Below are 24,387 nucleotides of genomic sequence, written 5' to 3' on the forward strand. Positions count from 1 at the left end.
AGATGAGAAGCGCCGCAGCGCCTCTCAGGGATGAAGATTATGCGGCGATGGAGGAGAGCAGATTAACCTGGGTTTGTTTCGCCATGTTGTCGCGATAATCGGCAACGCGGCTTGGCCATTCAATGCCGTTGACCAGCGTTAAGGAGCGCAGCAGCGGGAAAAGATGAATATCATCTTCCGACAGTTCGCCATTTACCGCATTGGGTTTGACGATCAGCTTGTCGAGCTGACGCAGATCGTCGCTGATGTTTTTGATTAAGCCCGGCGCGTGTTTACGCAACTCGCTGAAATCGCCCACGCTGGCCTGCTTCTTCTCGCTGAAGTAGCTACGCGCTTCCGGCGTAGCGAATTCGGCGAAGGAGGCATCGGCGATGCGCGGCAGCAGCAGCTTATTGACGTAGCCATTCACGTGGCGCAGCCAGTCGCTGATCGCAGGATTGCTTTTGCCATTGAGCAGCGGTTGGTGATCATATTTATCTACCAGGCGCACAATATCCATACTTTCCGGTACAGCGCTGCCGTCGGCCTGTTGCAGAATCGGCGCCATTTTCTGGCCGATCAATTTTTTCGGCGTTTGCTCGTCGTCATTCAGCATAACGATGAGTTCTAATGGCAGATTTTTTAAGCCGAAAATCATGCGTGCTTTGACGCAGAAAGGGCAGTGATCGTAGATGTAGAGTTTCATCCCGTTTCTCCTGTGGTTCTAAGGGTGACGGAGGTCACCCTTTTTTCGGACGTGCGGGAAGTATGGAAGAGATCTTTGGCGGGGGCAAATTAGCTGCTGAAAATCGCTGGCGCCACCGAACGCGGCTGGAACTGCCACCAAAGCGCCAAAAGGGTAATCATGCCAACGCTGCTCAGCAGCATCCACGGCAGTTCCGGCAGCGCCCATAGCTGGCCCATATCGAACATCCAGCCGCCGCCGGAGTAGCCGATCAAGCCGCCAATCGCGAGGCCGAGTCGGCTGAAGCCCATATAGCTGCCGCGCGCACGCGAACTGGCCAGCGAAGCGCTGAGCGTTTCTCGCGCCGGTTCAGCAATGATTGAGCCCAGATAAAAGAGGGCGATCAGCATAAACAGCGACGGCAGCGAATCGGTCATGCCAACCGGCAGCAGACTGAACGTCATCAGGAACAAGCCGGCCATCAAACGCGTTTCGAGGCGGAAGCGTTTTTCGCTCCAGCGCGCCAGCGGATAGAGCAGGCTTAATGACAGCAGCGCTTCAATCGCGTACATCCACTTCACCGCAGCAGGCGCCCCGGCTACCTGATTCACCATCACCGGCAGCATCAACATCACCTGCACGGCGAGAATGTAGTAGCCGGTCAATGTCAGCACGTACAGGCGAAAACGCTTGTCCTGCCAGACGCGTTGCATCCCTTCACGCATCGCAATGCGTTCGGTCGAGATGCGCCACGCCGGTAACCAAACGGCGTTAAACAGCGCAGCAGTGACAAACACCGCCGCGCCAACCCAGCACACCAGACGGAAATCCCACGCCAGCAGCCAGCTACCAATCAGCGCGCCCAGCACCGCACCGGCGCTGTCCTGCATCATCAGCAGGGAGAAGAAGCGGCCGCGATCGCGTGCGCGCACCAGTTTCATCACCAGCGCGCTGCGTGGCGGGTCAAACAGCGTGCCGCCAAGACCGGAAAGCAAACAGGCAAACCACAGCAGCCAGGGTTCATGCGCCAGCGCCATGCAGGCAAAACCCGCCGCGCGCATCAGCATGCCGGTGACGATCAGCGGACGCGCGCCAAAACGGTCGGCAATCGCACCGCCGAAGATGCCGAATCCCTGCTGGACGAACTGGCGCAAGCCAAGCGCAATACCGACCATCAACGCGGCCCAGCCCAGCTGTTCGACAAAATGGATGGAAATGAGGGGAAACACCACGAAAAAGCCCATCACAACCAGCATGTTATCCACTAAAAGAAATGTTTTACCGAGGCGTCGTGCCCGCGCAACCCGAGACATGCTAATTCCTGAGCAAATGAGAGGAGATAAGAGACCAATTGGTCTATTTTCCGCCTGCTCAGCGGCGAAAAACAGCTTTCTCAGGATGATATTTTTTCATCGAATCCGCAGAAATATTAATCCTAAATCAGGATGAATCCTGAGGAACGCGTTCAAGGGTTTTACCGCAAGCGGGGTGACGGTTATAGTGAGGAGTATCGCCGCTGGCGTACATCTTTCTTAAGTTATGGATTTCAGGAGTCATGATGTTTGGCTATCGTTCTGCTGGCCCACGCGTGCGCCTCACTACCGATCGCTTAGTGGTGCGTTTAGTACACGAACGCGATGCCTGGCGATTAGCGGATTATTACGCTGAAAATCGTGCGTTTCTCAAGCCGTGGGAACCGGTGCGCGACGAGAGCCATTGTTATCCTTCGGGCTGGCAAGCGCGCCTCGGACTGATCGCCGACATGCATAAACAGGGCTCAGCCTACTATTTTGTGCTGATGGACCCGGAAGAGACCGAAGTGCGTGGTGTGGCGAATTACAGCAACGTGCTGCGCGGCTCGTTTCACGCCTGCTACCTCGGCTATTCACTGGGCGAGAAGTGGCAAGGTCAGGGACTGATGTTTGAAGCGCTCACTACCACCCTTCGCTATATGCAACGTCAGCAACGTATTCACCGCATTATGGCTAATTATATGCCGCACAATCAGCGCAGTGGCGATCTGCTGGCGCGTCTTGGATTTGAAAAAGAGGGTTACGCCAAAGATTACTTGTTGATCGATGGGTGCTGGCAGGATCATGTACTCACCGCGTTGACCTGCCGGGAGTGGACCCCGGATCGTCGTGGACAATAATAAAGGATCACCTCAATGAAAATGGCCTTATCCGCGCAGGCATTGCGCGTGATTGGATGCCTGCTGGAGAAGCAGGTCACCACGCCGGATCAATATCCGCTCTCCCTTAATGGCGTTGTCACCGCCTGTAATCAGAAATCCAACCGCGAACCGGTGCTCAATCTCAGCGAGATGGAGGTGCAAGCGCAGCTTGATGAGCTGGTGAAAAAGCATCTGGTGACCGCCAATAACGGCTTCGGTCAGCGCGTCAGCAAGTATGAACAGCGCTTCTGCAATTCCGCTTTCGGCAATCTGCAACTGAGCAGCGCTGAAGTCGCGGTATTGACGTTGCTGTTCCTGCGCGGTGCACAGACGCCGGGCGAACTGCGCACCCGCAGCGGCCGTCTGCATGAATTCAGCGATATGAATGAAGTTGAGCAGACGCTTAACGGTTTAAGCACGCGCGAGGATGGCCCAATGGTGGTGCGACTGGCGCGCGAACCGGGCAAACGTGAAAGCCGCTATATGCATCTTTTCGGTGGCGAAGTAGTGGAAGACGCGGCCAGCGCAGAAACCGTCAATGACAACGGCGATTTAACCGCGCGTGTCGCGCAACTTGAAGAAACGGTTGCTGAGTTGCAGTCGCAACTGCAACAGCTGCTGCAAAAGGAGCACTAATATGACGCTGCGTATTGGCATTGTAGGATTGGGCGGTATCGCGCAGAAAGCGTGGCTGCCGGTGTTATCGCAAGCCAGCGGCTGGCAATTAGCGGGTGCGTTTTCGCCCAATCAGGCAAAGGCGCAACCGATCTGCGATAGCTATCGCATACCTTATTTTGGTCAACTGGATGCGCTGGCTGCCGCCAGTGATGCGGTGTTTGTTCACAGCAGCACCGCCAGCCATTACGAAGTGGTTAAAGCGCTGTTGCTGGCGGGCAAAGATGTGTGCGTCGATAAACCGTTAGCCGAAACGCTGCAACAGGCCGAAGCGCTGGTGGCGCTGGCGGACAAGCAGAAGCGCAAGCTGATGGTGGCATTTAACCGCCGCTTTGCGCCGCGTTATCAGCAGTTGAAAAGTGACATGCCACGCGCCGCCTCGCTGCGCATTGAAAAGCACCGCGCGGATAGCGTGGGTCCACAGGATTTGCGTTTTACCCTGCTGGACGATTATCTGCACGTGGTGGACACCGCGCTGTGGCTGGCGGGCGGCAGCCTGACGCGCGAGTTAGGGCATATCGAGACCAATGATGATGGCGCGATGCTGTACGCCGAACACCATTTCTCCGCCGGATCGCTGCAAATCACCACCAGCATGCATCGTCGCGCCGGGACGCAACGCGAAGTCGTCAGCGCCACCTGCGACGGTGATTACATCGAAATTAACGAGATGCGCGACTGGCAGCAGGAAAACCGCGGCGGCATGGTGCGTGATGTGCCGCCCGCGTGGCAAAGCCACCTTACTCAGCGCGGTTTCAGCGGCGCAGCGCACCATTTCATACAGTGCGTTGAAAATCAGACGATGCCTGAAACCAGTGGCGAACAGGCGCTGGCGGCGCAGCGTCTGGTGGAAAAATTGTGGCGCGATGCCGAACGTGAATAATTACTTGTAACACTCAATGCTGGTCATTTCCCGCCGTGGCAGTAGACTATCGCCGGACATCACGGGATGTCCGCGCTAAGTCGCTCATTTCTCCGACACTTTTCAGGATGCGCCACTCAATATGAATTTGTTGAAATCGCTGGCTGCGGTCAGTTCGATGACCTTGTTTTCCCGCGTACTGGGCTTTGCCCGCGATGCCATTGTGGCGCGCGTTTTCGGCGCCGGAATGGCAACCGATGCCTTCTTTGTTGCCTTCAAACTGCCGAACCTGCTGCGCCGTATCTTCGCTGAAGGCGCGTTTTCTCAGGCGTTTGTGCCGATTCTGGCGGAATATAAAAGCAAGCAGGGCGAAGATGCCACGCGCGTGTTTGTCGCTTACGTCTCCGGATTACTGACGCTAGTGCTGGCGGTGGTAACCGTGTTAGGGATGATCGCTGCGCCCTGGGTGATTGTGGTGACGGCGCCAGGCTTTGCCGATACCGCCGATAAATTTGCCTTAACCAGCGCACTGCTGCGCGTCACCTTTCCCTATATTCTGCTGATCTCGCTGGCCTCGCTGGCGGGCGCGATCCTCAATACCTGGAACCGTTTTTCCGTGCCGGCGTTTGCGCCGACGCTGCTGAACATCAGCATGATTGGTTTTGCTGTCTTCGCTGCGCCGCATTTTAATCCGCCGGTGATGGCGCTGGCGTGGGCCGTGGTGGTCGGCGGCGTGTTGCAGCTGTTTTATCAGCTGCCGCACCTGAAAAAGATTGGCATGCTGGTTTTGCCGCGCCTGAATCTGCGCGATGCGGGCGTATGGCGCGTAATGCGTCAAATGGGGCCGGCGATCCTCGGCGTTTCGGTGAGCCAGATTTCACTGATCATCAACACCATATTCGCCTCCTTTCTGGTCTCAGGTTCGGTTTCGTGGATGTACTACGCCGATCGCCTGATGGAGTTTCCTTCCGGCGTGCTGGGCGTGGCGCTGGGCACCATTTTGCTGCCCTCGCTGGCGAAGAGTTTTGCCAGCGGTAATCAGGAAGAGTATTCACGGTTGATGGATTGGGGCCTGCGCCTCTGCTTCCTGCTGGCGCTGCCGAGCGCGGTGGCGTTGGGCATTTTGTCCGGGCCGCTGACGGTCGCGCTGTTCCAGTACGGCAAGTTCACCGCGTTTGATGCCCTGATGACGCAGCGCGCACTGATTGCCTATTCAGTGGGTTTGATGGGGCTGATCGTGGTGAAAGTGCTGGCACCCGGCTTCTATTCTCGTCAGGACATTAAAACTCCGGTGAAAATTGCCATCGTGACACTGATTGTGACGCAGCTGATGAACCTGGCGTTTATCGGCCCGCTCAAACATGCCGGTTTGTCGCTGTCGATCGGTCTGGCCGCTTGCCTGAATGCGGCGCTGCTGTACTGGCAACTGCGTAAGCAGGATATCTTCCAGCCGCAGCCTGGCTGGTTCAGTTTCCTGACCCGTTTGCTGATTGCCGTAGTGGTAATGGCCGCAGCACTGTTTGGCATTCTGCAGGTGATGCCGGCTTGGGAAGAGGGGCAGATGTGGTGGCGCCTGATTCGTCTGGCGGCGGTCTGCGCCATTGGCGGCGGCGCATACTTTGTGATGCTTGGTCTGCTCGGCTTCCGCCCGCGCGACTTCGCGCGCCGCACGCTGGTTTAAAGGCCGCACTCTCTTAATGGACATGCAGCGTCTGCCGCTGCGTAAGGGCAATCCGCAGCGCTGAAGCGTAAACGGTGGGCCAGGAGAGACCCGCATGGATGCGGGGCTCAGTTCGGGCCGGGCAGGAAGCCCGATCCCGAACGGTCCGTCGGCACAACGTTGAAGCTGAAGGTACCGCGTAAGCGGCGCGAGGACCGCCCGGCAGCGGCAGATGCTGTAGGTCCCGCACACAACAAAAAGGCCGCCATCCCAAAAGATAGCAGCCTCTTCAAACCCACTTTTTTCTACCCTTTACGACTCAGCGTCGCCTGACCTTTACCCAAACCATCCGGGCCATAAAACGCCTGGGTTTGGTGGGGTCGCAACACCGCCAATGCTTCATTGGTGTAGCCAATTTGATGCTGCAACAAAATCCCGTTGTGCGTATTGGCATCGCGCAAGCGGCGCGTGTGCTGCTGAATACGCATCCAGCGGCTTTCGCGATCGCTGTGATCACCATAGGGCGCCTGCGTGCCGAGCGTTTTCTCGGTGGTGCGGCGCATCTCGTCCAGATAATTCAACGTCGTCAGCAGCGCGCTTTTATCTTCAGAAATACGCTGCAGCAGGTTGCCATTGATCTGGCCTGCAGAAAGTTGCTGTTGTTCTTCATCCATTACCACCGCAAGGGATGTCAGCACGTCCTGCATTTTGTCTAAGGTGATCAGCAGATGGTCCATTGGGATTAGTTACCCTCTAAATACGCCTTGGTATCGGCGATCAGCGCGTCGGCGATCTTACCGGTATCCATTTTCAATTCGCCATTACGAATGGCCGTCTTCAGCTGCTCAACGCGCGCTGTATTAATATCTTTGCTGCCAGGCTGCATCAGTTGCGCCTGCGCGGTACTCAACTTCACTTCCGCACCGCTTTCGCTGGTGGTGCTGGCTGCTGGCGTCGCGCTCTGACGCACTTTGCTGCTGTTATCGTTATTGTCGCGTGTTTGAACAGTGCTAACCGGATTCGTAGGCTGCGTTCTGTCGATGCTCATGGTAAGGCTCCTGTAAGGTCAGTTGGGGGTCAGCCAACTGAGTCAGCATAGGGTAATGTCTTTGTTGATATCTCTATCGGCAGAACAACAGGGTTCTTTAACGCTTTATAGCGATATCAGAATATTCCCATCCGCGTCGACGCGACCACTGACAACCTGACCATTTCCCATCCTTACGCGCACCATTTGTGCCGCGCTGGCGTTGTTCAGCGCACGTCCTTCGCTGCTGGCATTAAACCCGTTTCCACTGGCGACTACCATCACATTTTGACCGGCTTTTACGCGCCACGGCTGACGTACCATGGTGGCGGTGACCGGCTGTCCTGGCGGGATATCGCGTAGCGCGATCGCATCGATGACGCCGCTGCTATCCATCAATGCGCGTGCTGGCAGTTCATCGAGGCGTCCGGTTGCCAGACGCACGTCCGTCGGGCTGAGATTACTGCCGCGCGCCACCTGACGGCTCGCCACCAGATATTGCCCGGTGACCTGCACCTGAACCTGCAGGAAACGACGATTTTGATCGCAGTTAGCAGCGATGCTGATGTTGCCCCACTGACGGCTATTGCCCGGCAGCTGCAGTTCAGGGGTTTCGCAGTTTGGCCACTGCGCCTGTGGCGTACGCACCACCACCGTCATGCCGGCGGCATGTTGTGGGTCGCGCGCTTTAAAAAATTGGGTCAACTGCGCGGTAAGGTCCGCAGCAGAACTGGGTAGCGCCAGTGCCAGCAAAAGTGTGGCTAGCAACGTGGAATATCTCCGCATAACGCCTCCTGACGAGAAGATGGCACTGAGTCTACGCCTCGCGCAAAAAAATCAATGTCAAAAATAGCCGTCATTTTTGCTGCTATTCAGACGATCACCCTTGCATTTGTCCACTTAAGCTGTCAGCTCGAAATTCTCATTCGCGGAGGAAGCATGCTCGACAAACTCGATGCCGCGCTGCGATTTGGTACTGAAGCGTTAAACCTACGTGCTCAGCGTCAGGAAATCCTGGCGTCAAACATTGCCAACGCCGATACCCCGGGCTACCAGGCGCGGGATATCGACTTTGCCAGCCAGCTGAGCAAGGTGATGCAAAACGGTCGCGCCGAAGGCAGCAGTCTGGCGCTGAATGTGACGTCCTCACGCCACATTGAAGCGCAAACCAACTCTCAGCCGTCACTGGATCTGCTGTACCGCATTCCCGATCAACCCGCCGCGGATGGCAACACCGTGGATATGGATCGCGAACGTACGCAGTTTGCTGATAACAGCCTGAAATACCAAACCGATCTCACCCTCATCAGTAGCCAGATCAAAGGCATGATGAGCGTTCTGCAGGGGCAATAAGCATGGCATTGCTGAATATCTTTGATATCGCCGGTTCTGCGATGACAGCGCAATCACAGCGCCTCAACGTCAGCGCCAGTAACCTGGCCAACGCCGACAGCGTGACCGGTCCAGATGGCCAGCCTTACGTGGCGAAGCAGGTGATTTTCCAGACCGACGCCGCACAAGGTGCTGCCACCGGCGGCGTGAAGGTCGCTGGCGTGGTGAACGATCCTACCCCGGCAAAACTGGTGTATGACCCAGGCAATCCGCTGGCGGATCAGAAGGGCTACGTCAAGATGCCAAACGTTGATGTGGTGTCCGAAACCGTTAACACCATGTCCGCGTCGCGCAGCTACCAGGCCAACGTTGAAGTGCTGAACACGGTGAAGTCAATGATGATGAAAACTCTCACTATCGGTCAGTAACGGAGAACGAATATGAGCGTAGCAGTAGGAATTAAAGACAGTCTGGACCCAACGGTACTGACCTCCAGTAGCGCTTCGAGCGGTAACTCTTCCGCCGACCTGCAGAATCAGTTCCTGAACATGCTGGTGGCGCAGCTGAAAAACCAGGATCCCACTAATCCTATGGATAACAGCCAGCTCACCACGCAGTTGGCACAGATCAACACCCTGAGCGGTATTGAAAAGCTGAATACCACGCTGGGATCCATCTCCGGCCAGATCACTACCAGCCAGTCGCTGCAGAGTTCAACGCTGATTGGTCACGGTGTGATGGTCAATGGTTCACAGGTATTGGTGGGCAGCGGTACGACTACGCCGTTTGGCATTGAGCTGGCGACAGCGTCCACGGCCACCAGTGTCACGATTAAAGACAGTAACGGCGCCACGGTCCGCACCATTGACCTCGGCAAACTGAGCTCTGGCGTCCACACCTTCTCGTGGGACGGCAAGCTGGATGACGGTTCTACCGCCGCGGATGGCAAATATTCTGTCTCGCTGGCCGCCAGCAATGGCAGCACGCAACTGGTGGCGCAGCCGCTGAACTATGCCTACGTCAATGGCGTCAGCACCACTGATGGCACCACAAAACTGGATCTCGGCACCATGGGCTCCGCAACCCTCGATGAAATTCGTCAGATTCTCTGATTAACCTTTTAGCAGGAGAGATTACATGTCTTTTTCACAAGCGGTGAGCGGCCTCAATGCTGCCTCCAGCAATCTGGATGTGATTGGTAACAACATCGCCAACTCCGCCACAGCCGGTTTTAAATCCAGCACCATTGCTTTTGCCGATATGTTTGCCGGCTCTAACGTGGGTTTGGGTACCAAAGTTGCCGCCGTCATTCAGGACTTTGGTGATGGAAGCACAACGTCAACCAGTCGTGGACTGGATGTGGCACTGAGCGGCAACGGTTTCTTCCGCATGACCGACGCCAGCGGCGGCGTGTTCTATTCCCGTAACGGCCAGTTCACGCTGGATGCCAACCGTAACCTGGTGAACACCCAGGGTCTGAACGTCACCGGCTATCCGGCCAGCGGCACACCGCCAACCATTCAGACCGGTGCCAACCCAGTGGCGCTGAGTATTCCAACCACGCAGATGGGGGCACGTGCAACAACAACTGCTACCCAGGTTGCCAACCTGAACTCCACCAGCACCACCCCGACCGTCACCCCGTTTGATAAGTCCAACGTTGATAGCTACAACGCGAAAACCACCATGACGGTGTACGACACGCAGGGTAACGATCACCAGTTAGACATGTACTACATCAAAACGGCGGATAACACCTGGACCGTGCATATGGTTGACTCCACCACCGGTAATGAAGTTGGTAATACTGCGGGCGGTGACAACCTGGGCTACCAGATGAAGTTTGATGCCAACGGTAAACTGACCGGCGTATCAAAAATGATTGACGATCCGGCCAATCCAGGCACTGCGATTCCGGATACCACGACCACCAGCGCTTCCCTGGCAAACCTGGTTGTGGACGGCACCAACGGGGCGAATGGCATGAACATCAGCCTGAGCATGTTGGGTAGCCTGCAGCAAAATACCGGTGCGACCACTTTTGGTAACCCAACGCAAGACGGTTATCAGCCTGGCGATCTGACCAGCTACACCATCAATGATGACGGCACCATTACCGGCACTTACTCCAACCAGAAAACCCAACTTCTGGGACAAATTGTCTTGTCGAGTTTCTCTAATCCGGAAGGTCTGAAGTCTGAAGGTGACAACGTCTGGTCTGCCACCAGCTCATCAGGTCAGGCCGCCACTGGTCTGGCAGGCACCGGTACTTACGGCAACCTGACTTCAGGTGCGCTGGAAGCGTCCAACGTCGATATGAGCAAAGAGCTGGTAAACATGATCGTTGCGCAGCGTAACTATCAGGCCAACAGCCAGACCATTAAAACTCAGGACCAGATTCTTAACACCCTGGTTAACTTACGTTAATTCGCTAACGGGATTGCTTTATGGATCACGCAATATATACCGCCATGGGCGCGGCCAGTCAGACGTTGGATCAGCAGTCGGTAACGGCCAGCAACCTCGCCAACGCCTCAACGCCGGGCTTTCGTGCTCAGCTCAACGCGTTGCGCGCGGTGCCGGTCAGCGGCTGGTCGCTGCCGACGCGTACGCTGGTTGCCGCTTCCACGCCGGGCGCCGATATGTCACCGGGCTCGATGGACAACACCGGCCGCACGCTGGATGTGGGCGTTGCGCAGGACGGCTGGTTGGCGGTGCGTGCCGCTGACGGTACCGAAGCTTATACCCGCAACGGCAACATGCAGATCAGCGCGACCGGTATTTTGACTATTCAGGGCAATCCCGTAATGGGCGATGGGGGTCCGATCGCCATCCCGCAAGGCGCTGAATTGACCATCGCGGCAGACGGGACCATCACCTCGCGTAACGCCGGTGATGCACCCAATGCCACGGTGCAGATTGGTCGTCTGAAGCTGGTGCGCGCCACCGGTAAAGAGATGCAGCGCGGTGATGACGGCATGTTCCGTCCTAATCAGCAAACCCAGGCGACGCGCGGCGCTGCGCTGGCAAATGATGCCACCATGACGGTGATGCCCGGCGTGCTGGAGGGCAGTAACGTCAAGCCGGTGGAAACCATGGTCGATATGATCGCCAACGCCCGACGTTTTGAGATGCAGATGAAAGTGATCTCCAACGTCGATGAAAACGAACAAAAAGCTAACAGCTTGCTCAACATGAGCAGCTAAGGCGTAAGGAAAACACCATGATTCGTTCTTTATGGATCGCCAAAACCGGTCTTGACGCTCAGCAAACCAACATGGACGTCATCTCCAACAACCTCGCGAACGTAAGTACCAACGGCTTTAAACGTTCGCGCGCGGTATTCGAAGATTTGATGTACCAAACCCTGCGTCAGCCGGGCACCCAGTCGTCAGAGCAAACCACGCTGCCGTCTGGTTTGCAGATCGGTACCGGTGTGCGTCCTGTCACCACTGAACGTCTGCATCAGCAGGGTAACCTGTCGCAGACCAGCAACTCGAAAGACGTGGCGATTAACGGCCAGGGTTATTTCGAAGTGCAGATGCCGGACGGCACCTCGGCGTATACCCGTGATGGTTCATTCCAGGTTGACCAGAACGGTCAGCTGGTGACTAACGCCGGCTATCCGGTACAGCCAGGCATCACTATTCCGGCCAACGCCACCAGCATCACGATCTCGCGCGATGGCGTGGTGAGCGTAACGCAGCAGGGCCAGACCAACCCGGCGCAGGTCGGTCAGCTGACGCTGAGCACCTTTATGAACGATGCGGGTCTGAACAGCCAGGGTGAAAACCTCTATCAGGAGACACAGGCATCCGGTGCGGCGACGCAGAGTACGCCAGGCCAGAACGGCGCGGGTCTGCTGTATCAGGGTTATGTCGAAACCTCGAACGTCAACGTGGCGGAAGAGCTGGTCACCATGATTCAGACGCAGCGTGCCTACGAGATCAACAGTAAAGCGATCAGCACCTCCGATCAGATGCTGGCGAAGTTAACCCAGCTGTAATGCTGGTGTCGTTGGGCCAGCTCTGCTGGCCTGATTAAGCAACATGAAGAAGGTCAAAAAGTGGCGAAGCAAGTGATTCTCAAGCCTGGTCATTGGTTGGTAGCCACGCTGCTACTCACGCTTAACGGTTGTGCGCTGGTTCCGCGCACACCACTGGTACAGGGATCGACTACGGCAGAGCCGACGCCATCCGCACCGCCGGTGGTGAACGGTTCCATTTTTCAGGGCGTCGCACCGCTGAACTACGGCTATCAGCCGCTGTTTGAGGATCGTCGTCCACGCAACATTGGCGATACATTGACGATCACCTTGCAGGAAAACGTCAGCGCCAGCAAAAGTTCTTCGGCCAATGCCAGCCGCGATGGCAGCAACAGTTTTGGTGTGACGGGTGTACCAACCGGCCTGAGCGGTCTGGTGGGTGCCGGTGGCGAAAAAGCCACGCTGGATGCCAATGGCAAAAATGACTTCGCTGGTAAAGGTGGCGCGACAGCCAACAACACCTTTACGGGCACCATCACCGTCACCGTCAATCAGGTGTTGTCGAACGGCAACCTGCGCGTGGTGGGTGAGAAACAGATCGAAATTAACCAGGGCACCGAATTTATCCGGTTCTCGGGCGTGGTTAACCCACGCACCATCAGCGCCAGCAACGCGGTGCTGTCAACGCAGGTGGCCGATGCACGTATTGAGTACGTCGGAAATGGTTATATCAATGAAGCGCAGACGATGGGCTGGTTCCAGCGTTTCTTCCTGAACGTCTCGCCGATGTAAGAGGTAGTAACAATGAATATGACGACTCTGCTCCGCCTGAGCCTTGGCATGCTGCTCGGTTTCAGCTTACTGGCGCATGCTGACCGCATCCGCGATCTAACCTCCGTGCAGGGCGTGCGCGACAACCAGCTGATCGGTTACGGTTTGGTGGTGGGCCTTGATGGTACCGGTGACCAGACCACGCAAACGCCGTTCACCACCCAAACCGTGAGCAATATGCTCTCCCAGCTCGGCATTACTGTGCCGGCTGGCACCAATATGCAGCTGAAAAACGTGGCGGCCGTGATGGTGACCGCTAAGCTGCCAACCTTTGCGCGTCAGGGGCAAACCGTTGATGTGGTGGTTTCTTCGCTGGGTAACGCCAAGAGTTTGCGCGGCGGTACGCTGCTGATGACGCCGATGAAAGGCGTCGATAACCAGGTTTATGCGCTGGCGCAGGGTAACATTCTGGTCGGCGGTGCCGGCGCTTCTGCCGGTGGCAGCAGCGTGCAGGTTAACCAGCTGAACGGTGGCCGCATTACCGGCGGTGCCACGGTAGAGCGTGAACTGCAGAGCAACTTTGGTAGCCAGAACACCATTAACCTGCAGCTGAATAACGAAGACTTCAGCATGGCGCAGCGCATTGCCGACGCCATCAACAGCCGTGGGATTGGTTCGGCGCAGCCGCTGGATGCCCGTACCGTGCAGATTCGCGTCTCGCCTAATAACAGTTCTCAGGTGCGTCTGCTGGCCGAAATTCAGAACCTTGATGTTGCGGTGCCGCTCGAAGATGCCAAGGTGATTATCAACTCACGTACCGGTTCGGTGGTGATGAACCGCGAAGTGACGCTGAACACCTGTGCGGTGGCGCAGGGCAATCTGTCGGTTACCGTCAATCAGCAGCAGAACGTCAGTCAGCCGGATACGCCGTTGGCGGGTGGGCAGACTGTGACCACCAACAATACCCAGATCGATCTGCGTCAGAGTGGCGGCGCGCTGCAACGGGTTAACGCCAGCGCCAACCTCAATAACGTGGTGCGTGCGCTGAATGCGCTGGGTGCGTCACCGATTGAGCTGATGTCGATTTTGCAATCGATGGAAAGCGCAGGCTGCTTGCGCGCCAAACTGGAAATTATCTGATGAACGATACGCAATCGCTGGTGAATGCGGCGTACGACAGCCGCTCGCTGAACGACCTGAAACGCGAAGCCGCCGCCGACCCGAAAGGGAAGGCGATGCAGGTGGCCAAACAGGTGGAAGGGATGTTCGTGCAGATGATGATGAAAAGCATGCGTGCAGCGCTGCCGCAGGATGGCCTGCTGAGCAACGATCAGACGCGGCTTTTCACCTCGATGTACGATCAGCAGATTGCACAGGACATAGGCAAACGTGGTCTCGGCATGGCCGATATCATCGTTAAGCAGATGCAGCCCGCTCAGGAGCCGGACGAAACCGCCGGTACGGTGCCGATGAAGCTGGATAACAGCTTCATCTATAGCAACCTGCCGTCGAATCAGCTGGAGCAGATGGTGCGTAAGGCGGTGCCGCGTTTGCCGGTCTCGCCCAGCAGTTTGCCGAGCGACAGCAACGACTTTATCGCGCAGCTGGCGCAGCCGGCGCAGGTCGCCAGCCAGCAGAGCGGTATTCCGCATCACCTGATTCTGGCGCAGGCCGCACTGGAATCCGGCTGGGGCCAGCGACAGATTCTGACGCGCGACGGCAAGCCGAGTTACAACGTGTTTGGCATTAAGGCGAGCGGCGACTGGAAGGGCGAAACCACCGATATCATGACCACCGAATACGAAGGCGGGGCAGCGAAGAAAGTGCGCGCCAGTTTCCGTGTGTATGGTTCCTATATGGAAGCGCTCAGCGATTACGTCAAACTGCTGTCCAATAATCCTCGTTATGCCGCCGTTGCCAACGCACCGAGTGCCGAGCAGGGCGCGCGTGCCTTGCAGGCCGCCGGTTACGCTACCGATCCAAAGTATGCGCAGAAACTGGTGGGAATGATCCAGCAATTCAAAAACATGGGCGAAAAAGTGGTGAAGGCGTACAGCAACGACATCACCGATTTGTTCTGATTTTTGCTCTCAAGTTTCACTTAAGCACGCCGATAACAATCACATGCCGCGGGCGTCCTCGTCCGCGCAATCGCACTGATGACTGCCAGCCCGGTTAACGGGAAATTAAGGAACCGAGATGTCCAGCATAATTAACTCAGCGATGAGTGGGCTGAGCGCCGCACAGGCTGCATTAAGCACCACCAGTAACAACATCAGTAATTACACGGTAGCGGGCTATTCGCGTCAGACGGCGATTTTGTCGCAGTCGAACAGCACCTTGCAGGGCAACAGCTATTACGGCAACGGTGTCACGCTCTCCGGCGTACAGCGTGAGTATGACGAGTTCATCACCGCCCAGCTGCGTGGCTCCAGCGCCAACTACAGCGCGGTGAACACGCAATACAACCAAATTTCCAACATTGACGATCTGCTGTCGACGTCGACCACCAGCTTGTCGACCTCAATCCAAAGCTTCTTCACCAACGTGCAGAACGTGGTGAGTAACGCCAACGACCCGTCGGCGCGTCAGTCAATGCTGAGCTACGCCCAAGGCCTGGTGAACCAATTCCAGACCACCGCGCAATATCTCAACAATATGCAAAATAGCGTTAACACGGATATTGCCTCGAACGTCGATCAGATCAACACCTTCACCAGCCAGATTGCCGACCTGAACAGCCAGATCGCCAAGCTGACCACCGGCGGTGGCGCGGCGCCGAACAATTTGCTGGATCAGCGCGATCAGTTGGTGAATAGCCTGAACAATGTGGTGGGCGTGAACGTATCCCAGCAGGACGGCAGCTATATTGTCTCGATGGGCAGTGTGACGTTGGTGAATGGTAAAAACTCCACCAGCTTAGTGGCGATGCCGTCCAGCAGCGATTCAACACGTACCACTGTCGGTTATGTCGATAAGCAGGCGGGTAACGTTGAGATCCCTGAGAAGACGCTAACCACCGGTTCACTCGGCGGTTTGCTGGCGTTCCGCACCCAGGATCTGGATACCGCGCAGAATCAGCTCGGCCAGTTAGCGGCAGCGTTCACCACCAGCTTTAATACCGTGCACAGCGAAGGTTATGACAGCAACGGCGACCATGGGGGCAACTTCTTTAATATCGGTTCGCCAACCGTGGTGGGTAACAGCAAAAATACCTCAGCGGCTACCGTTACGGCGGCATGGTCGGACACCAGCGCGATGAAAGCCTCTAACTACACCGTAAGTTATGATGGCAGCAACTGGTCGGTGACCCGCATGTCTGACAACGTGAAGTTTAGCGTTACGCCAGATGCAACCGACGGCACCCTCAACTTTGATGGCCTGAAACTGACGGTGAGCACCTCACCCGCGCCTAACGCGAAAGACAGTTTCCTGGTCAAACCGGTCCAGAACGTCATTGCGGGCATGTCGGTCGCGATCACCGATGAGTCGCAAATTGCTGCAGCATCCAGCGCAACCAGCGGTGAAAGTGATAACCGTAACGCGCAGAAATTGTTGGATCTGCAGGATAGCAAGCTGGTGAATGGTAATGCGACCATCGCCCAGGCTTACGCCAGCATTGTCAGCACCGTCGGTAATAAAACCAGTACATTAAAAACCGCCAGCACCACCCAGGAGAACGTGGTGACACAGCTCAGCGATCGCCAGCAGTCAGTATCGGGGGTCAACCTTGATGAAGAGTATTCAAATCTGACTAAGTATCAGCAGTTCTATATGGCGAACGCGCAAGTGCTGCAAACAGCGAGTACCATTTTTAATGCGCTGATGGGCATCCGCGGCTAAGCATAGAGGATAAATACCATGCGTCTTAGTACCAATATGATTTTCAACCAGCAGGTGCGCGGGATCACCGATTCGCAAGCTTCCTGGTTAAAAGTAGGTGAGCAACTCTCTAGCGGACTGCGCGTCAGCAATCCTTCAGATGATCCTATCGCCGCCTCACGTGCCGTCGTGCTTTCGCAATCGCAGGCGAAAAGTACCCAATATGCCACGGCACGCAGCTTTGCCGATCAGAGCTTGTCGATGGAAGAGAACGCACTCTCCAGCGTGACCAGCAGCATCCAGGATGCGCAAACCATGATTGTGTATGGTTCTACCGGTACGCTGAGCGACGATGACCGTGCTTCCATTGCCACCAAATTAGAAGGCATTCGCTCACAATTACTTAACCAGGCCAATAGCCGTGATGGTAATGGACGATACATTTTTGCGGGCTATCAGACTGATGTCGCACCTTTCAGCGATGCCGGTGCGCCGGCCGGTGTCACTTATGTGGGTGGCGCGGATGCCATTACGCAGAAAGTCGATGATGGTCGCACGATGGCGGTGAGTAGCACAGGATCGTCAGTGTTTATGTCGATAACCAGCAACGCGAAAGCCGAGCCGGACGGCAGTGCCAGCGAGACCAATCTGTTTAACATGCTCGATAGTGCAATTGCAGCGTTAAAAACGCCGCAGGATGATGCTGATGATGCAACCAAGCAGGTTTTCCAGGATGCCATGGATAAAACCAACCGTGGCTTGAGCAACTCCTTGAACAACGTGCTGGCAGTGCGTTCAGCCGTGGGCTCACAGCTGGCTGAACTCGATACGCTGGACGCTCAGGGTGATGACCGTGACACCATTATGGCATCGCAAATGACGGATCTGGTGCAGGTTGATTACACCCAAGCCATTTCAAGCTACACCATGCAACAAACCGCCTTGCAAGCTTCGTATAAGACCTTCACCGATATGTCGAAGCTGTCACTGTTCCAGCTTAATTCGTAATTGACCTGAACCTTTGAGCGTACTTTAACCGGGTGCGCTTAGTTTCTCCCACCGCCTTTCGGGGCTGTGGGATTTTTTTTGCCTGTTATTCAGGTCGCCATAAATGCCGCCTGCAGGCAATAAAAAACCCCGGACTGGCCGGGGTTTGATGTTGACTGACTTGCCAGAGGTTACGCGCTTTCCGGACGGGTTGCCGGTGCGGTTGCCTGATGCGTCGCGCTGTGACCACCGGCTGAGCCGCGGCCCTCGAAGCCAAAGGCTGGACGGACCCAGTCGCTGTTGCGAACCGGTTCAGGTTCCCACGCCGGTGCCGGTGCTTTGGTCATCGGTGCGGTAGCGTGATGCTTGAAGCGCGTCTCAACCGTGGTTACTGCGGTATCACGTGCCGCAACCGGCGCATGAGGTTCAGTGACTGGCGTGACTTCGGCTTCAGCGGCGACTGGCGCAGCCAGCACGTCTTCAACCTGAGCTTCAACTGCTGGCGATACATCGATCGGCGCCTGTTCAGCAACTGCAGCCACTTCGCTTACTTCAGGCTTCGCTTCTTCAGCCACGGCAGCCGGTTCCGCTTCAGCCGCGGTTTCCTGTGCAACCTGTTCGTCAGCAGCAGAGATCACTGATGGCTCTTCGTTAACGGGCGCGGCAATCGGCGTGACGTCATCCGTATTCACCACGGGCACATCGGTGTGCGCCTGCGGTTCAACCTGATGTACGGCTTCTTCAGCGGCAACCTGCTCAACGGCCGGTTCAACAGCGGCAGCGGGTTGAGTCTCGGCATCCGGTGTTTGCTGGTAACCGTAATCCGACACTTCATGCATCGCATCTTGCGTGCTGTACTCTTCCTGCGCTTGCGCAACCGGGTAAGAGATCCACACTTTGCCTGACGCCATTTCTGGTGAAGCAGCAGCAGATTCCAGCGGCATTGCAGACTGCGTTGGGTAACGCTCGTCACGATAGCGACGACGACGCTGACCGCTTACGCGCAGATGACGCGGTGAACGACGTGAACGGCGCGGCATATTGGCGCTATCACGGTTATCGCTATCATCTTGCTCGTCATTGCTGGCTTCAGGATGCTCTTTGTACTGAGCACGCGGCGCAGTTTCAACGGCAGCATCATGAACCACCGGCGCTTCGACAGTGATGTCAGGCGTTTCGCCAACACGCACGCGCTGTGACAGCTGACGCTGCTTACGACGCGGCATGACCTGAACGCGTTCTTCTTCGTGCTCAACGTTTTCGTCAACCGCAGGCGCCTGAACAACCGGTTCAGCGGCTTTCTGATCCTGCTGCTGAGCACGTTTTTCTTCCTGACGACGACGCTGGCGATCGGCACGCTGTTCGCGGCGCTGTTGCTGCTGCTCGTCACGTTGCTCAAGCGCTTCATCGCTCAGCACTGGACGCGCTTCACGCGGCTCGTTCTGACGCTTGTTACGACGGTTGTCCTGATTATCACGCGGTTCGCGGGCTTCACGTGGCTCACGTGCTTCACGCGGCTCGCGCGGTTCACGACCTTCGCGCACCTGACCGTTCTCGCCATTACGCGGCGTACGTTCACGACGGTTGTTGCGACGGTTGTTATTGTTACGACGTTCGCCACGCTGCTGGGTGTTTTCAGATTCAGCGGCAACAACGGCTGGGGTTTCCTGCTTAGTTTCAGCAGGCGCCGCAGCAGGTGCATCACCGGCAAACAGTTTCTTCAAGCCACTCAGCAGGCGAGCCACGAAACCAGTTTGAGTTACCGCAGGCGCAGCAACTGCTGGTTTGGTTTTCACTTCTGCCGCTGGCTGAGACTCTTTCACCACTTCAACCGGCGCAGGCGGCGCATCAGGCATCGCGAAGGCGGCCAGAGCTGGCTGCTCCGGACGACGACGCTCAGCGTGCTCTTCTTCAGAAGGCAGCGCCATTTCCGCTTCGTGCAGTTTCGGTAAGTGATAGCTCAGCGTTTGCGTCTCTTCGCCAGTACGAACACGCAGTACCGAGTAGTGTGGCGTTTCCATCTGATCGTTTGGCACGATGATGGCACGCACACCGCCCTGGCGTTTTTCGATGGCGCTAACGGCATCACGCTTTTCGTTCAGCAGGTAAGAGGCGACCTGAACCGGAACAATGGCATGCACTTCTTTGGTGTTGTCTTTCAGCGCTTCTTCTTCAATCAGACGCAGAATAGACAGCGACAGCGATTCGTTATCACGGATGGTGCCGGTTCCGCTGCAGCGTGGGCAGACGTGATGGCTGGATTCACCCAGTGACGGGCTCAGACGCTGACGCGACATCTCCAGCAAGCCGAAGCGTGAAATGTGGCTGATCTGAATACGCGCACGATCCTGACGTACCGCCTCACGCAGACGATTTTCCACCGCGCGCTGGTGGCGCACTGGCGTCATGTCGATGAAGTCGATAACAATCAGGCCGCCGAGATCGCGCAGACGCAATTGGCGAGCAATCTCATCGGCCGCTTCCAGGTTGGTGTTGTACGCGGTTTCTTCGATATCACCGCCGCGAGTAGCGCGTGCGGAGTTGATATCAATCGCCGTCAGGGCTTCGGTGCTATCGATAACAATCGATCCGCCTGATGGCAGACGCACTTCACGCTGAAAGGCGGATTCAATCTGCGATTCGATTTGGTAGTGGCTGAACAGCGGGATTTCACCGGTGTAGAGTTTGATTTTGCTGCTGAAGTCCGGACGACCCAGTGCAGCAATGTGCTGACGGGCCAGTTCCAGTACTTTTGGATTATCGATAAGGATTTCACCGATATCCTGACGCAGATAGTCGCGGAAGGCGCGCACGATAACGTTGCTTTCCTGATGGATCAGGAAAGGCGCTGGGCGGCTGTCTGCGGCTTTCTTAATGGCTTCCCAGTGCTTCATACGGAAGCTGAGATCCCACTGCAGTGATTCGGCAGATTTACCCACGCCCGCAGTGCGGACGATCAATCCCATGCCGTCTGGAAGTTCCAGTGCGGAAAGTGCTTCTTTTAATTCGGTACGGTCGTCGCCCTCAATGCGGCGTGAAATACCACCGGCACGTGGGTTGTTCGGCATCAATACCAGATAGCTACCGGCCAGGGAAATAAAGGTGGTGAGTGCTGCACCTTTATTACCGCGTTCCTCTTTATCAATTTGAACGATAACTTCCTGGCCTTCACGCAGCACATCTTTGATATTCGGACGACCATGTGCGTTGTAATTGGCGGGGAAGTATTCGCGGGAAATTTCTTTCAGAGGGAGGAAACCGTGACGTTCTGCACCATAATCGACAAATGCAGCTTCAAGGCTGGGTTCAACGCGGGTGATTTTACCTTTGTATATGTTGGCTTTTTTCTGTTCGTGTCCAGGACTTTCAATATCCAGATCGTACAGACGTTGTCCATCAACCAGGGCAACGCGCAACTCCTCCTGCTGAGTTGCGTTAATTAACATTCTTTTCATCGTGACTTACTCGTTATTCTCACATGAGTGATCTAGCTGCGGGCATCGTTACCCTGGACGAGAATCAACCGATGGCCCCGTGTCTTAATGCACTGACGTCAACCTCACGGTTGTCGGCGGCTAAAGGGGCGCAAATCTTGTCGGTGGCCTGTTTTTCATAAGGAAATCCAGCGCCTGAAGGTGGAAATGTTACAGAGTATTCAAAAATCCACACATCCTGGTCTGTCGTCCAGGCCGCAACCCGCAGCCCGCTAAGTGCCTGATTTAACATTACGTCTTACGCCATTGCTGCGTGTCCGTTAAATCCGGCAAAATGACTTATTTCGCTCTTTTTCCTGCCTGAATCTTTCCAGGGCAGAAACCCCTGCATTATTCCATTGCTAACTCACATTAAGCAAGGCGACTTTTGCCAAGCTGAGAAGTTTATTCATCCATAACCTGTTCATTTGCAGGGCTAATCATCGCATCGCTGAAAATGTCGCCATTTTCACCGTTTCAATACGCGACAAAGAGAGAGTTAAGCACAGAAAAAGGGGTGGCGCTATCCAGGGACACTAATTAGAATCGCCGCCATGAAAACAGAGAATCCCGGCGTACAGTATGTCGCCATCACGGCTGAAAATGCCGGACAACGAATTGATAACTTTTTGCGCACCCAGCTCAAGGGCGTGCCGAAAAGCATGATTTATCGCATTTTGCGTAAAGGCGAAGTACGGGTAAATAAAAAGCGCGTTAAACCGGAATATAAGCTGGAGGAGGGCGACGAGCTGCGTATTCCGCCGGTGCGGGTTGCCGAACGCGAAGAGAACACGGTTTCACCGAAACTGGATAAAGTGGCGGCGCTCACCAATGCCATTCTGTATGAAGATGATTACCTGATGGTGCTGAATAAACCGTCGGGCACTGCGGTGCACGGTGGCAGCGGATTGAGTTTTGGCGTGATTGAAGGGCTGCGTGCGTTGCGTCCGGAAGCGCGTTTCCTTGAGTTAGTACATCGTCTGGATCGTGATACTTCTGGCATTCTGCTGGTGGCGAAGAAGCGTTCTGCTTTGCGCTCGCTGCACGAGCAACTGCGTGAAAAGGGCATGCAGAAGGATTACCTGGCGCTGGTGCGCGGTGACTGGCCGTCGCATCTGAAAGTGGTGCAGGCTCCGCTGCTAAAGAACATTTTGCAGAGCGGCGAACGCGTGGTACGCGTGAGTGCGGAGGGCAAACCTTCCGAGACGCGCTTTAAAGTAGAAGAGCGTTTTGGTTTCGCGACTTTGGTGAAAGCCAGCCCGGTAACGGGCCGTACCCATCAGATTCGTGTGCATACGCTGCACGGTGGCCATCCGATCGCTTTTGACGATCGTTACGGCGACCGCGACTTTGATGCACAGCTGGGTTCGACGGGCTTGTCGCGTCTTTTCCTGCATGCGGCTGCGTTGACCTTTACCCATCCCAACACCGGAGAAGTGCTGCGCATGGAAGCGCCACTGGATGGCGCACTGAAACACTGCCTCGCACAGCTGCGTCAGAAGAAAGACTGATTGAAGGGGCATCAACACAATGCGTTGATGCCCACCGCTCTTAACATCTCATTTAGCGCGACCAGCGGTAAGCCAATCAAGGTATTAGGATCGCGACCCTCTAGCTTGTCAAATAAACAAATCCCCAATCCTTCGCTTTTGAAACTGCCGGCGCATTGTAGCGGCTGTTCCTTTTCGATATAGCCGCGAATCTCTTCGGCACTCAACTCGCGGAAATGCACGGTAAAGGGTTCGCAAATGACCGATTGGGTGCCGCTCTGCGGTTGCAGAAGTGCCAGGCCGGTATAAAAGGTGATGGCGTTACCGCTGGCGGCCGCGAGTTGCTGGCAGGCCTTCTCCACGGTATGCGGTTTACCGGTTATTTCGCCATTCAATACACAAACCTGATCGGAACCGATAATCCAGCGGTCCGGGTAACGTGCGGCCAGCGCCTGCGCTTTGGCTAATGACAGCCGCTGCACCAGCTCGGAGGCTGATTCATGCGGCAGCGGGGATTCGTCGCAATCGGGAGCGGCGGTAATAAAAGGCAGGCCCAGTTTGCTTAGCAGCGCCTGACGAAAAGGGGAGGTAGAAGCTAAAACCAAAGGTGTCGTCATTTTTTTTCAGAATAGATAGCGTAAAGATGACAGTCATTTTAAACTATGCGCCGCACTGGATGCGACTAACGGGTGAAAGATGCCGTAAACCGGCCTTTTTCTTTGACTCTATGACGTTACAAAGTTAATATGCGCGCCCTATGCAAAAGGTAAAATTACCCCTGACGCTCGATCCGGTCCGCGCCGCGCAAAAACGCCTTGATTATCATGGTGTTTATGCACCTGAATTGGTGGCGCGCTTGGCCGAAACGGTCGTGAGTGTGGACAGTGAAGTTGAATGCGATATGTCGTTTGCGGTTGATAACCAGCGCCTCGCCGTTCTGCAAGGAACAGCCGAAGTGCAGGTGACTCTGTCATGTCAACGCTGCAACCAGTCGTTTCCACGTCATGTTCACGTAAGCTATTGCTTCAGTCCTGTCTCTTCTGATGAACAGGCCGAGGCACTACCGGAAGCCTACGAGCCAGTTGATGTCAATGATTTTGGTGAGATCGACTTGCTGGCAGTGATCGAAGATGAGCTCATCCTCGCGCTGCCCGTGGTTCCGGTGCATGATTCTGAACACTGTGAAGTGTCCGACGCGGACATGGTATTTGGTCAATTGCCTCCAGAGGCAGAAAAACCAAATCCCTTTGCCGTATTAGCCAGTTTAAAGCGTAAGTAATAGGAGTAAGGTCCATGGCCGTACAACAGAATAAACCAACCCGTTCTAAGCGTGGTATGCGTCGTTCACACGATGCGCTGACCACTGCTGCTCTGTCAGTAGATAAAGTTTCTGGCGAAACTCATCTGCGTCACCATATCACTGCGGATGGTTACTACCGCGGTCGCAAGGTTATCACCAAGTAATC

General features: G+C 55.8%; 25 protein-coding genes. 18 read left to right on the forward strand and 7 right to left on the reverse strand.

Features of this window, described 5'->3' with window-relative positions; all coding sequences use genetic code 11:
• Window positions 1-37: 37 nt before the first annotated feature.
• Both grxB and mdtH read right to left on the reverse strand, forming a co-directional pair.
• Window positions 38-685 (reverse strand): glutaredoxin 2, encoded by a 648-nt coding sequence (grxB, locus tag P6287_RS07480; protein ID WP_101760858.1) that lies wholly within the window; start codon window positions 683-685, stop codon window positions 38-40.
• 89 nt (window positions 686-774) lie between these two features.
• The gene (gene mdtH, locus P6287_RS07485) at window positions 775-1,977 is read right to left on the reverse strand and encodes a multidrug efflux MFS transporter MdtH (RefSeq protein WP_277974731.1); all 1,203 of its coding nucleotides are present in this window, start codon (window positions 1,975-1,977) and stop codon (window positions 775-777) included.
• A 245-nt stretch (window positions 1,978-2,222) separates the two neighbouring features.
• Between mdtH and rimJ the strand changes: the two genes are divergently transcribed.
• The 4 genes from rimJ to murJ all read left to right on the forward strand — a co-directional run bounded on the left by rimJ (window position 2,223) and on the right by murJ (window position 6,055).
• Window positions 2,223-2,816 (forward strand): ribosomal protein S5-alanine N-acetyltransferase, encoded by a 594-nt coding sequence (gene rimJ, locus P6287_RS07490; protein ID WP_277974915.1) that lies wholly within the window; start codon window positions 2,223-2,225, stop codon window positions 2,814-2,816.
• A 15-nt stretch (window positions 2,817-2,831) separates the two neighbouring features.
• A complete protein-coding gene (locus P6287_RS07495) occupies window positions 2,832-3,473 on the forward strand; it encodes a DUF480 domain-containing protein (RefSeq protein WP_192413671.1) in 642 nt (213 codons plus the stop codon).
• A 1-nt stretch (window position 3,474) separates the two neighbouring features.
• Entirely contained in the window at window positions 3,475-4,395 is a 921-nt protein-coding gene (locus P6287_RS07500; protein WP_192413669.1) for a Gfo/Idh/MocA family oxidoreductase, read from the forward strand.
• Window positions 4,396-4,516: 121 nt separating this feature from the next.
• The gene (gene murJ / locus P6287_RS07505) at window positions 4,517-6,055 is read left to right on the forward strand and encodes a murein biosynthesis integral membrane protein MurJ (protein ID WP_101760853.1); all 1,539 of its coding nucleotides are present in this window, start codon (window positions 4,517-4,519) and stop codon (window positions 6,053-6,055) included.
• A 284-nt stretch (window positions 6,056-6,339) separates the two neighbouring features.
• Here the strand turns inward: murJ and flgN are convergent, their stop codons facing one another.
• From flgN to flgA, 3 genes are all read right to left on the reverse strand, one after another.
• On the reverse strand, window positions 6,340-6,771 hold the full coding sequence (gene flgN, locus P6287_RS07510; RefSeq protein ID WP_101760852.1) for a flagellar export chaperone FlgN: 432 nt from the start codon (window positions 6,769-6,771) through the stop codon (window positions 6,340-6,342).
• Window positions 6,772-6,776: 5 nt separating this feature from the next.
• Complete coding sequence (flgM, locus tag P6287_RS07515; RefSeq protein ID WP_101760851.1) at window positions 6,777-7,082, reverse strand: flagellar biosynthesis anti-sigma factor FlgM; 306 nt, start codon at window positions 7,080-7,082, stop codon at window positions 6,777-6,779.
• Between the two features lie 105 nt (window positions 7,083-7,187).
• Entirely contained in the window at window positions 7,188-7,847 is a 660-nt protein-coding gene (flgA, locus tag P6287_RS07520) for a flagellar basal body P-ring formation chaperone FlgA (RefSeq protein WP_101760850.1), read from the reverse strand.
• A 153-nt stretch (window positions 7,848-8,000) separates the two neighbouring features.
• Here flgA and flgB point away from each other — a divergent pair, with 153 nt between their 5' ends.
• The 11 genes from flgB to flgL all read left to right on the forward strand — a co-directional run bounded on the left by flgB (window position 8,001) and on the right by flgL (window position 17,979).
• On the forward strand, window positions 8,001-8,414 hold the full coding sequence (flgB, locus tag P6287_RS07525; protein WP_008103091.1) for a flagellar basal body rod protein FlgB: 414 nt from the start codon (window positions 8,001-8,003) through the stop codon (window positions 8,412-8,414).
• Between the two features lie 2 nt (window positions 8,415-8,416).
• On the forward strand, window positions 8,417-8,821 hold the full coding sequence (gene flgC, locus P6287_RS07530; protein ID WP_064740862.1) for a flagellar basal body rod protein FlgC: 405 nt from the start codon (window positions 8,417-8,419) through the stop codon (window positions 8,819-8,821).
• 12 nt (window positions 8,822-8,833) lie between these two features.
• Window positions 8,834-9,505: a flagellar hook assembly protein FlgD gene (gene flgD, locus P6287_RS07535; RefSeq protein WP_110865917.1), complete on the forward strand. Its 672-nt coding sequence runs from the start codon at window positions 8,834-8,836 to the stop codon at window positions 9,503-9,505.
• A gap of 25 nt (window positions 9,506-9,530) precedes the next feature.
• Window positions 9,531-10,820: a flagellar hook protein FlgE gene (flgE, locus tag P6287_RS07540; protein WP_217546982.1), complete on the forward strand. Its 1,290-nt coding sequence runs from the start codon at window positions 9,531-9,533 to the stop codon at window positions 10,818-10,820.
• 20 nt (window positions 10,821-10,840) lie between these two features.
• The gene (locus P6287_RS07545; protein ID WP_101760847.1) at window positions 10,841-11,599 is read left to right on the forward strand and encodes a flagellar basal body rod protein FlgF; all 759 of its coding nucleotides are present in this window, start codon (window positions 10,841-10,843) and stop codon (window positions 11,597-11,599) included.
• Window positions 11,600-11,616: 17 nt separating this feature from the next.
• The gene (flgG, locus tag P6287_RS07550; RefSeq protein WP_007885801.1) at window positions 11,617-12,399 is read left to right on the forward strand and encodes a flagellar basal-body rod protein FlgG; all 783 of its coding nucleotides are present in this window, start codon (window positions 11,617-11,619) and stop codon (window positions 12,397-12,399) included.
• Between the two features lie 60 nt (window positions 12,400-12,459).
• Window positions 12,460-13,170 (forward strand): flagellar basal body L-ring protein FlgH, encoded by a 711-nt coding sequence (locus tag P6287_RS07555; protein WP_097094260.1) that lies wholly within the window; start codon window positions 12,460-12,462, stop codon window positions 13,168-13,170.
• Window positions 13,171-13,182: 12 nt separating this feature from the next.
• Window positions 13,183-14,289 (forward strand): flagellar basal body P-ring protein FlgI, encoded by a 1,107-nt coding sequence (locus P6287_RS07560; RefSeq protein WP_101760846.1) that lies wholly within the window; start codon window positions 13,183-13,185, stop codon window positions 14,287-14,289.
• On the forward strand, window positions 14,289-15,230 hold the full coding sequence (flgJ, locus tag P6287_RS07565) for a flagellar assembly peptidoglycan hydrolase FlgJ (RefSeq protein ID WP_192413667.1): 942 nt from the start codon (window positions 14,289-14,291) through the stop codon (window positions 15,228-15,230). The genes P6287_RS07560 and flgJ overlap by 1 nt, the downstream gene beginning before the upstream one ends.
• Before the next feature lie 118 nt (window positions 15,231-15,348).
• Window positions 15,349-16,992: a flagellar hook-associated protein FlgK gene (gene flgK, locus P6287_RS07570; RefSeq protein ID WP_277974732.1), complete on the forward strand. Its 1,644-nt coding sequence runs from the start codon at window positions 15,349-15,351 to the stop codon at window positions 16,990-16,992.
• A gap of 18 nt (window positions 16,993-17,010) precedes the next feature.
• A complete protein-coding gene (gene flgL, locus P6287_RS07575) occupies window positions 17,011-17,979 on the forward strand; it encodes a flagellar hook-associated protein FlgL (RefSeq protein WP_137385556.1) in 969 nt (322 codons plus the stop codon).
• A 170-nt stretch (window positions 17,980-18,149) separates the two neighbouring features.
• Here flgL and rne read toward each other — a convergent pair whose 3' ends face one another.
• Window positions 18,150-21,413, reverse strand: coding sequence for a ribonuclease E (gene rne / locus P6287_RS07580; RefSeq protein ID WP_277974733.1), 3,264 nt, complete (start codon window positions 21,411-21,413; stop codon window positions 18,150-18,152).
• Between the two features lie 572 nt (window positions 21,414-21,985).
• On the opposite strand from rne, the gene rluC reads away from it, so the two are divergent.
• Window positions 21,986-22,942 (forward strand): 23S rRNA pseudouridine(955/2504/2580) synthase RluC, encoded by a 957-nt coding sequence (rluC, locus tag P6287_RS07585; RefSeq protein ID WP_137385558.1) that lies wholly within the window; start codon window positions 21,986-21,988, stop codon window positions 22,940-22,942.
• Window positions 22,943-22,953: 11 nt separating this feature from the next.
• Here the strand turns inward: rluC and P6287_RS07590 are convergent, their stop codons facing one another.
• Window positions 22,954-23,538, reverse strand: a complete 585-nt coding sequence (locus tag P6287_RS07590; RefSeq protein WP_277974734.1) for a nucleoside triphosphate pyrophosphatase — start codon at window positions 23,536-23,538, stop codon at window positions 22,954-22,956.
• 140 nt (window positions 23,539-23,678) lie between these two features.
• Between P6287_RS07590 and yceD the strand changes: the two genes are divergently transcribed.
• Entirely contained in the window at window positions 23,679-24,200 is a 522-nt protein-coding gene (gene yceD / locus P6287_RS07595) for a 23S rRNA accumulation protein YceD (protein ID WP_007885785.1), read from the forward strand.
• A gap of 14 nt (window positions 24,201-24,214) precedes the next feature.
• Window positions 24,215-24,385, forward strand: coding sequence for a 50S ribosomal protein L32 (gene rpmF / locus P6287_RS07600; RefSeq protein ID WP_007885783.1), 171 nt, complete (start codon window positions 24,215-24,217; stop codon window positions 24,383-24,385).
• Window positions 24,386-24,387: the final 2 nt, after the last annotated feature.

Origin of the sequence: Pantoea sp. X85 (assembly GCF_029623675.1) — a bacterium.
Taxonomy (GTDB): Bacteria; Pseudomonadota; Gammaproteobacteria; order Enterobacterales; family Enterobacteriaceae; genus Pantoea; species Pantoea leporis.

What these genes read in the sequence shown, in the direction of transcription:
- flgB (WP_008103091.1), top strand. Translation starts at nt 8,001, where the DNA reads ATGCTCGACAAACTCGATGCCGCGCTGCGATTTGGTACTGAAGCGTTA.
- flgL (WP_137385556.1), top strand. Translation starts at nt 17,011, where the DNA reads ATGCGTCTTAGTACCAATATGATTTTCAACCAGCAGGTGCGCGGGATC.
- P6287_RS07495 (WP_192413671.1), top strand. Translation starts at nt 2,832, where the DNA reads ATGAAAATGGCCTTATCCGCGCAGGCATTGCGCGTGATTGGATGCCTG.
- rimJ (WP_277974915.1), top strand. Translation starts at nt 2,223, where the DNA reads ATGTTTGGCTATCGTTCTGCTGGCCCACGCGTGCGCCTCACTACCGAT.
- flgJ (WP_192413667.1), top strand. Translation starts at nt 14,289, where the DNA reads ATGAACGATACGCAATCGCTGGTGAATGCGGCGTACGACAGCCGCTCG.
- flgE (WP_217546982.1), top strand. Translation starts at nt 9,531, where the DNA reads ATGTCTTTTTCACAAGCGGTGAGCGGCCTCAATGCTGCCTCCAGCAAT.
- grxB (WP_101760858.1), bottom strand. Translation starts at nt 685, where the DNA reads ATGAAACTCTACATCTACGATCACTGCCCTTTCTGCGTCAAAGCACGC.
- P6287_RS07590 (WP_277974734.1), bottom strand. Translation starts at nt 23,538, where the DNA reads ATGACGACACCTTTGGTTTTAGCTTCTACCTCCCCTTTTCGTCAGGCG.
- flgK (WP_277974732.1), top strand. Translation starts at nt 15,349, where the DNA reads ATGTCCAGCATAATTAACTCAGCGATGAGTGGGCTGAGCGCCGCACAG.
- murJ (WP_101760853.1), top strand. Translation starts at nt 4,517, where the DNA reads ATGAATTTGTTGAAATCGCTGGCTGCGGTCAGTTCGATGACCTTGTTT.
- flgC (WP_064740862.1), top strand. Translation starts at nt 8,417, where the DNA reads ATGGCATTGCTGAATATCTTTGATATCGCCGGTTCTGCGATGACAGCG.
- yceD (WP_007885785.1), top strand. Translation starts at nt 23,679, where the DNA reads ATGCAAAAGGTAAAATTACCCCTGACGCTCGATCCGGTCCGCGCCGCG.
- flgM (WP_101760851.1), bottom strand. Translation starts at nt 7,082, where the DNA reads ATGAGCATCGACAGAACGCAGCCTACGAATCCGGTTAGCACTGTTCAA.
- mdtH (WP_277974731.1), bottom strand. Translation starts at nt 1,977, where the DNA reads ATGTCTCGGGTTGCGCGGGCACGACGCCTCGGTAAAACATTTCTTTTA.
- flgA (WP_101760850.1), bottom strand. Translation starts at nt 7,847, where the DNA reads ATGCGGAGATATTCCACGTTGCTAGCCACACTTTTGCTGGCACTGGCG.
- rne (WP_277974733.1), bottom strand. Translation starts at nt 21,413, where the DNA reads ATGAAAAGAATGTTAATTAACGCAACTCAGCAGGAGGAGTTGCGCGTT.
- flgD (WP_110865917.1), top strand. Translation starts at nt 8,834, where the DNA reads ATGAGCGTAGCAGTAGGAATTAAAGACAGTCTGGACCCAACGGTACTG.
- rpmF (WP_007885783.1), top strand. Translation starts at nt 24,215, where the DNA reads ATGGCCGTACAACAGAATAAACCAACCCGTTCTAAGCGTGGTATGCGT.
- flgG (WP_007885801.1), top strand. Translation starts at nt 11,617, where the DNA reads ATGATTCGTTCTTTATGGATCGCCAAAACCGGTCTTGACGCTCAGCAA.
- flgN (WP_101760852.1), bottom strand. Translation starts at nt 6,771, where the DNA reads ATGGACCATCTGCTGATCACCTTAGACAAAATGCAGGACGTGCTGACA.
- rluC (WP_137385558.1), top strand. Translation starts at nt 21,986, where the DNA reads ATGAAAACAGAGAATCCCGGCGTACAGTATGTCGCCATCACGGCTGAA.
- P6287_RS07545 (WP_101760847.1), top strand. Translation starts at nt 10,841, where the DNA reads ATGGATCACGCAATATATACCGCCATGGGCGCGGCCAGTCAGACGTTG.
- P6287_RS07560 (WP_101760846.1), top strand. Translation starts at nt 13,183, where the DNA reads ATGAATATGACGACTCTGCTCCGCCTGAGCCTTGGCATGCTGCTCGGT.
- P6287_RS07500 (WP_192413669.1), top strand. Translation starts at nt 3,475, where the DNA reads ATGACGCTGCGTATTGGCATTGTAGGATTGGGCGGTATCGCGCAGAAA.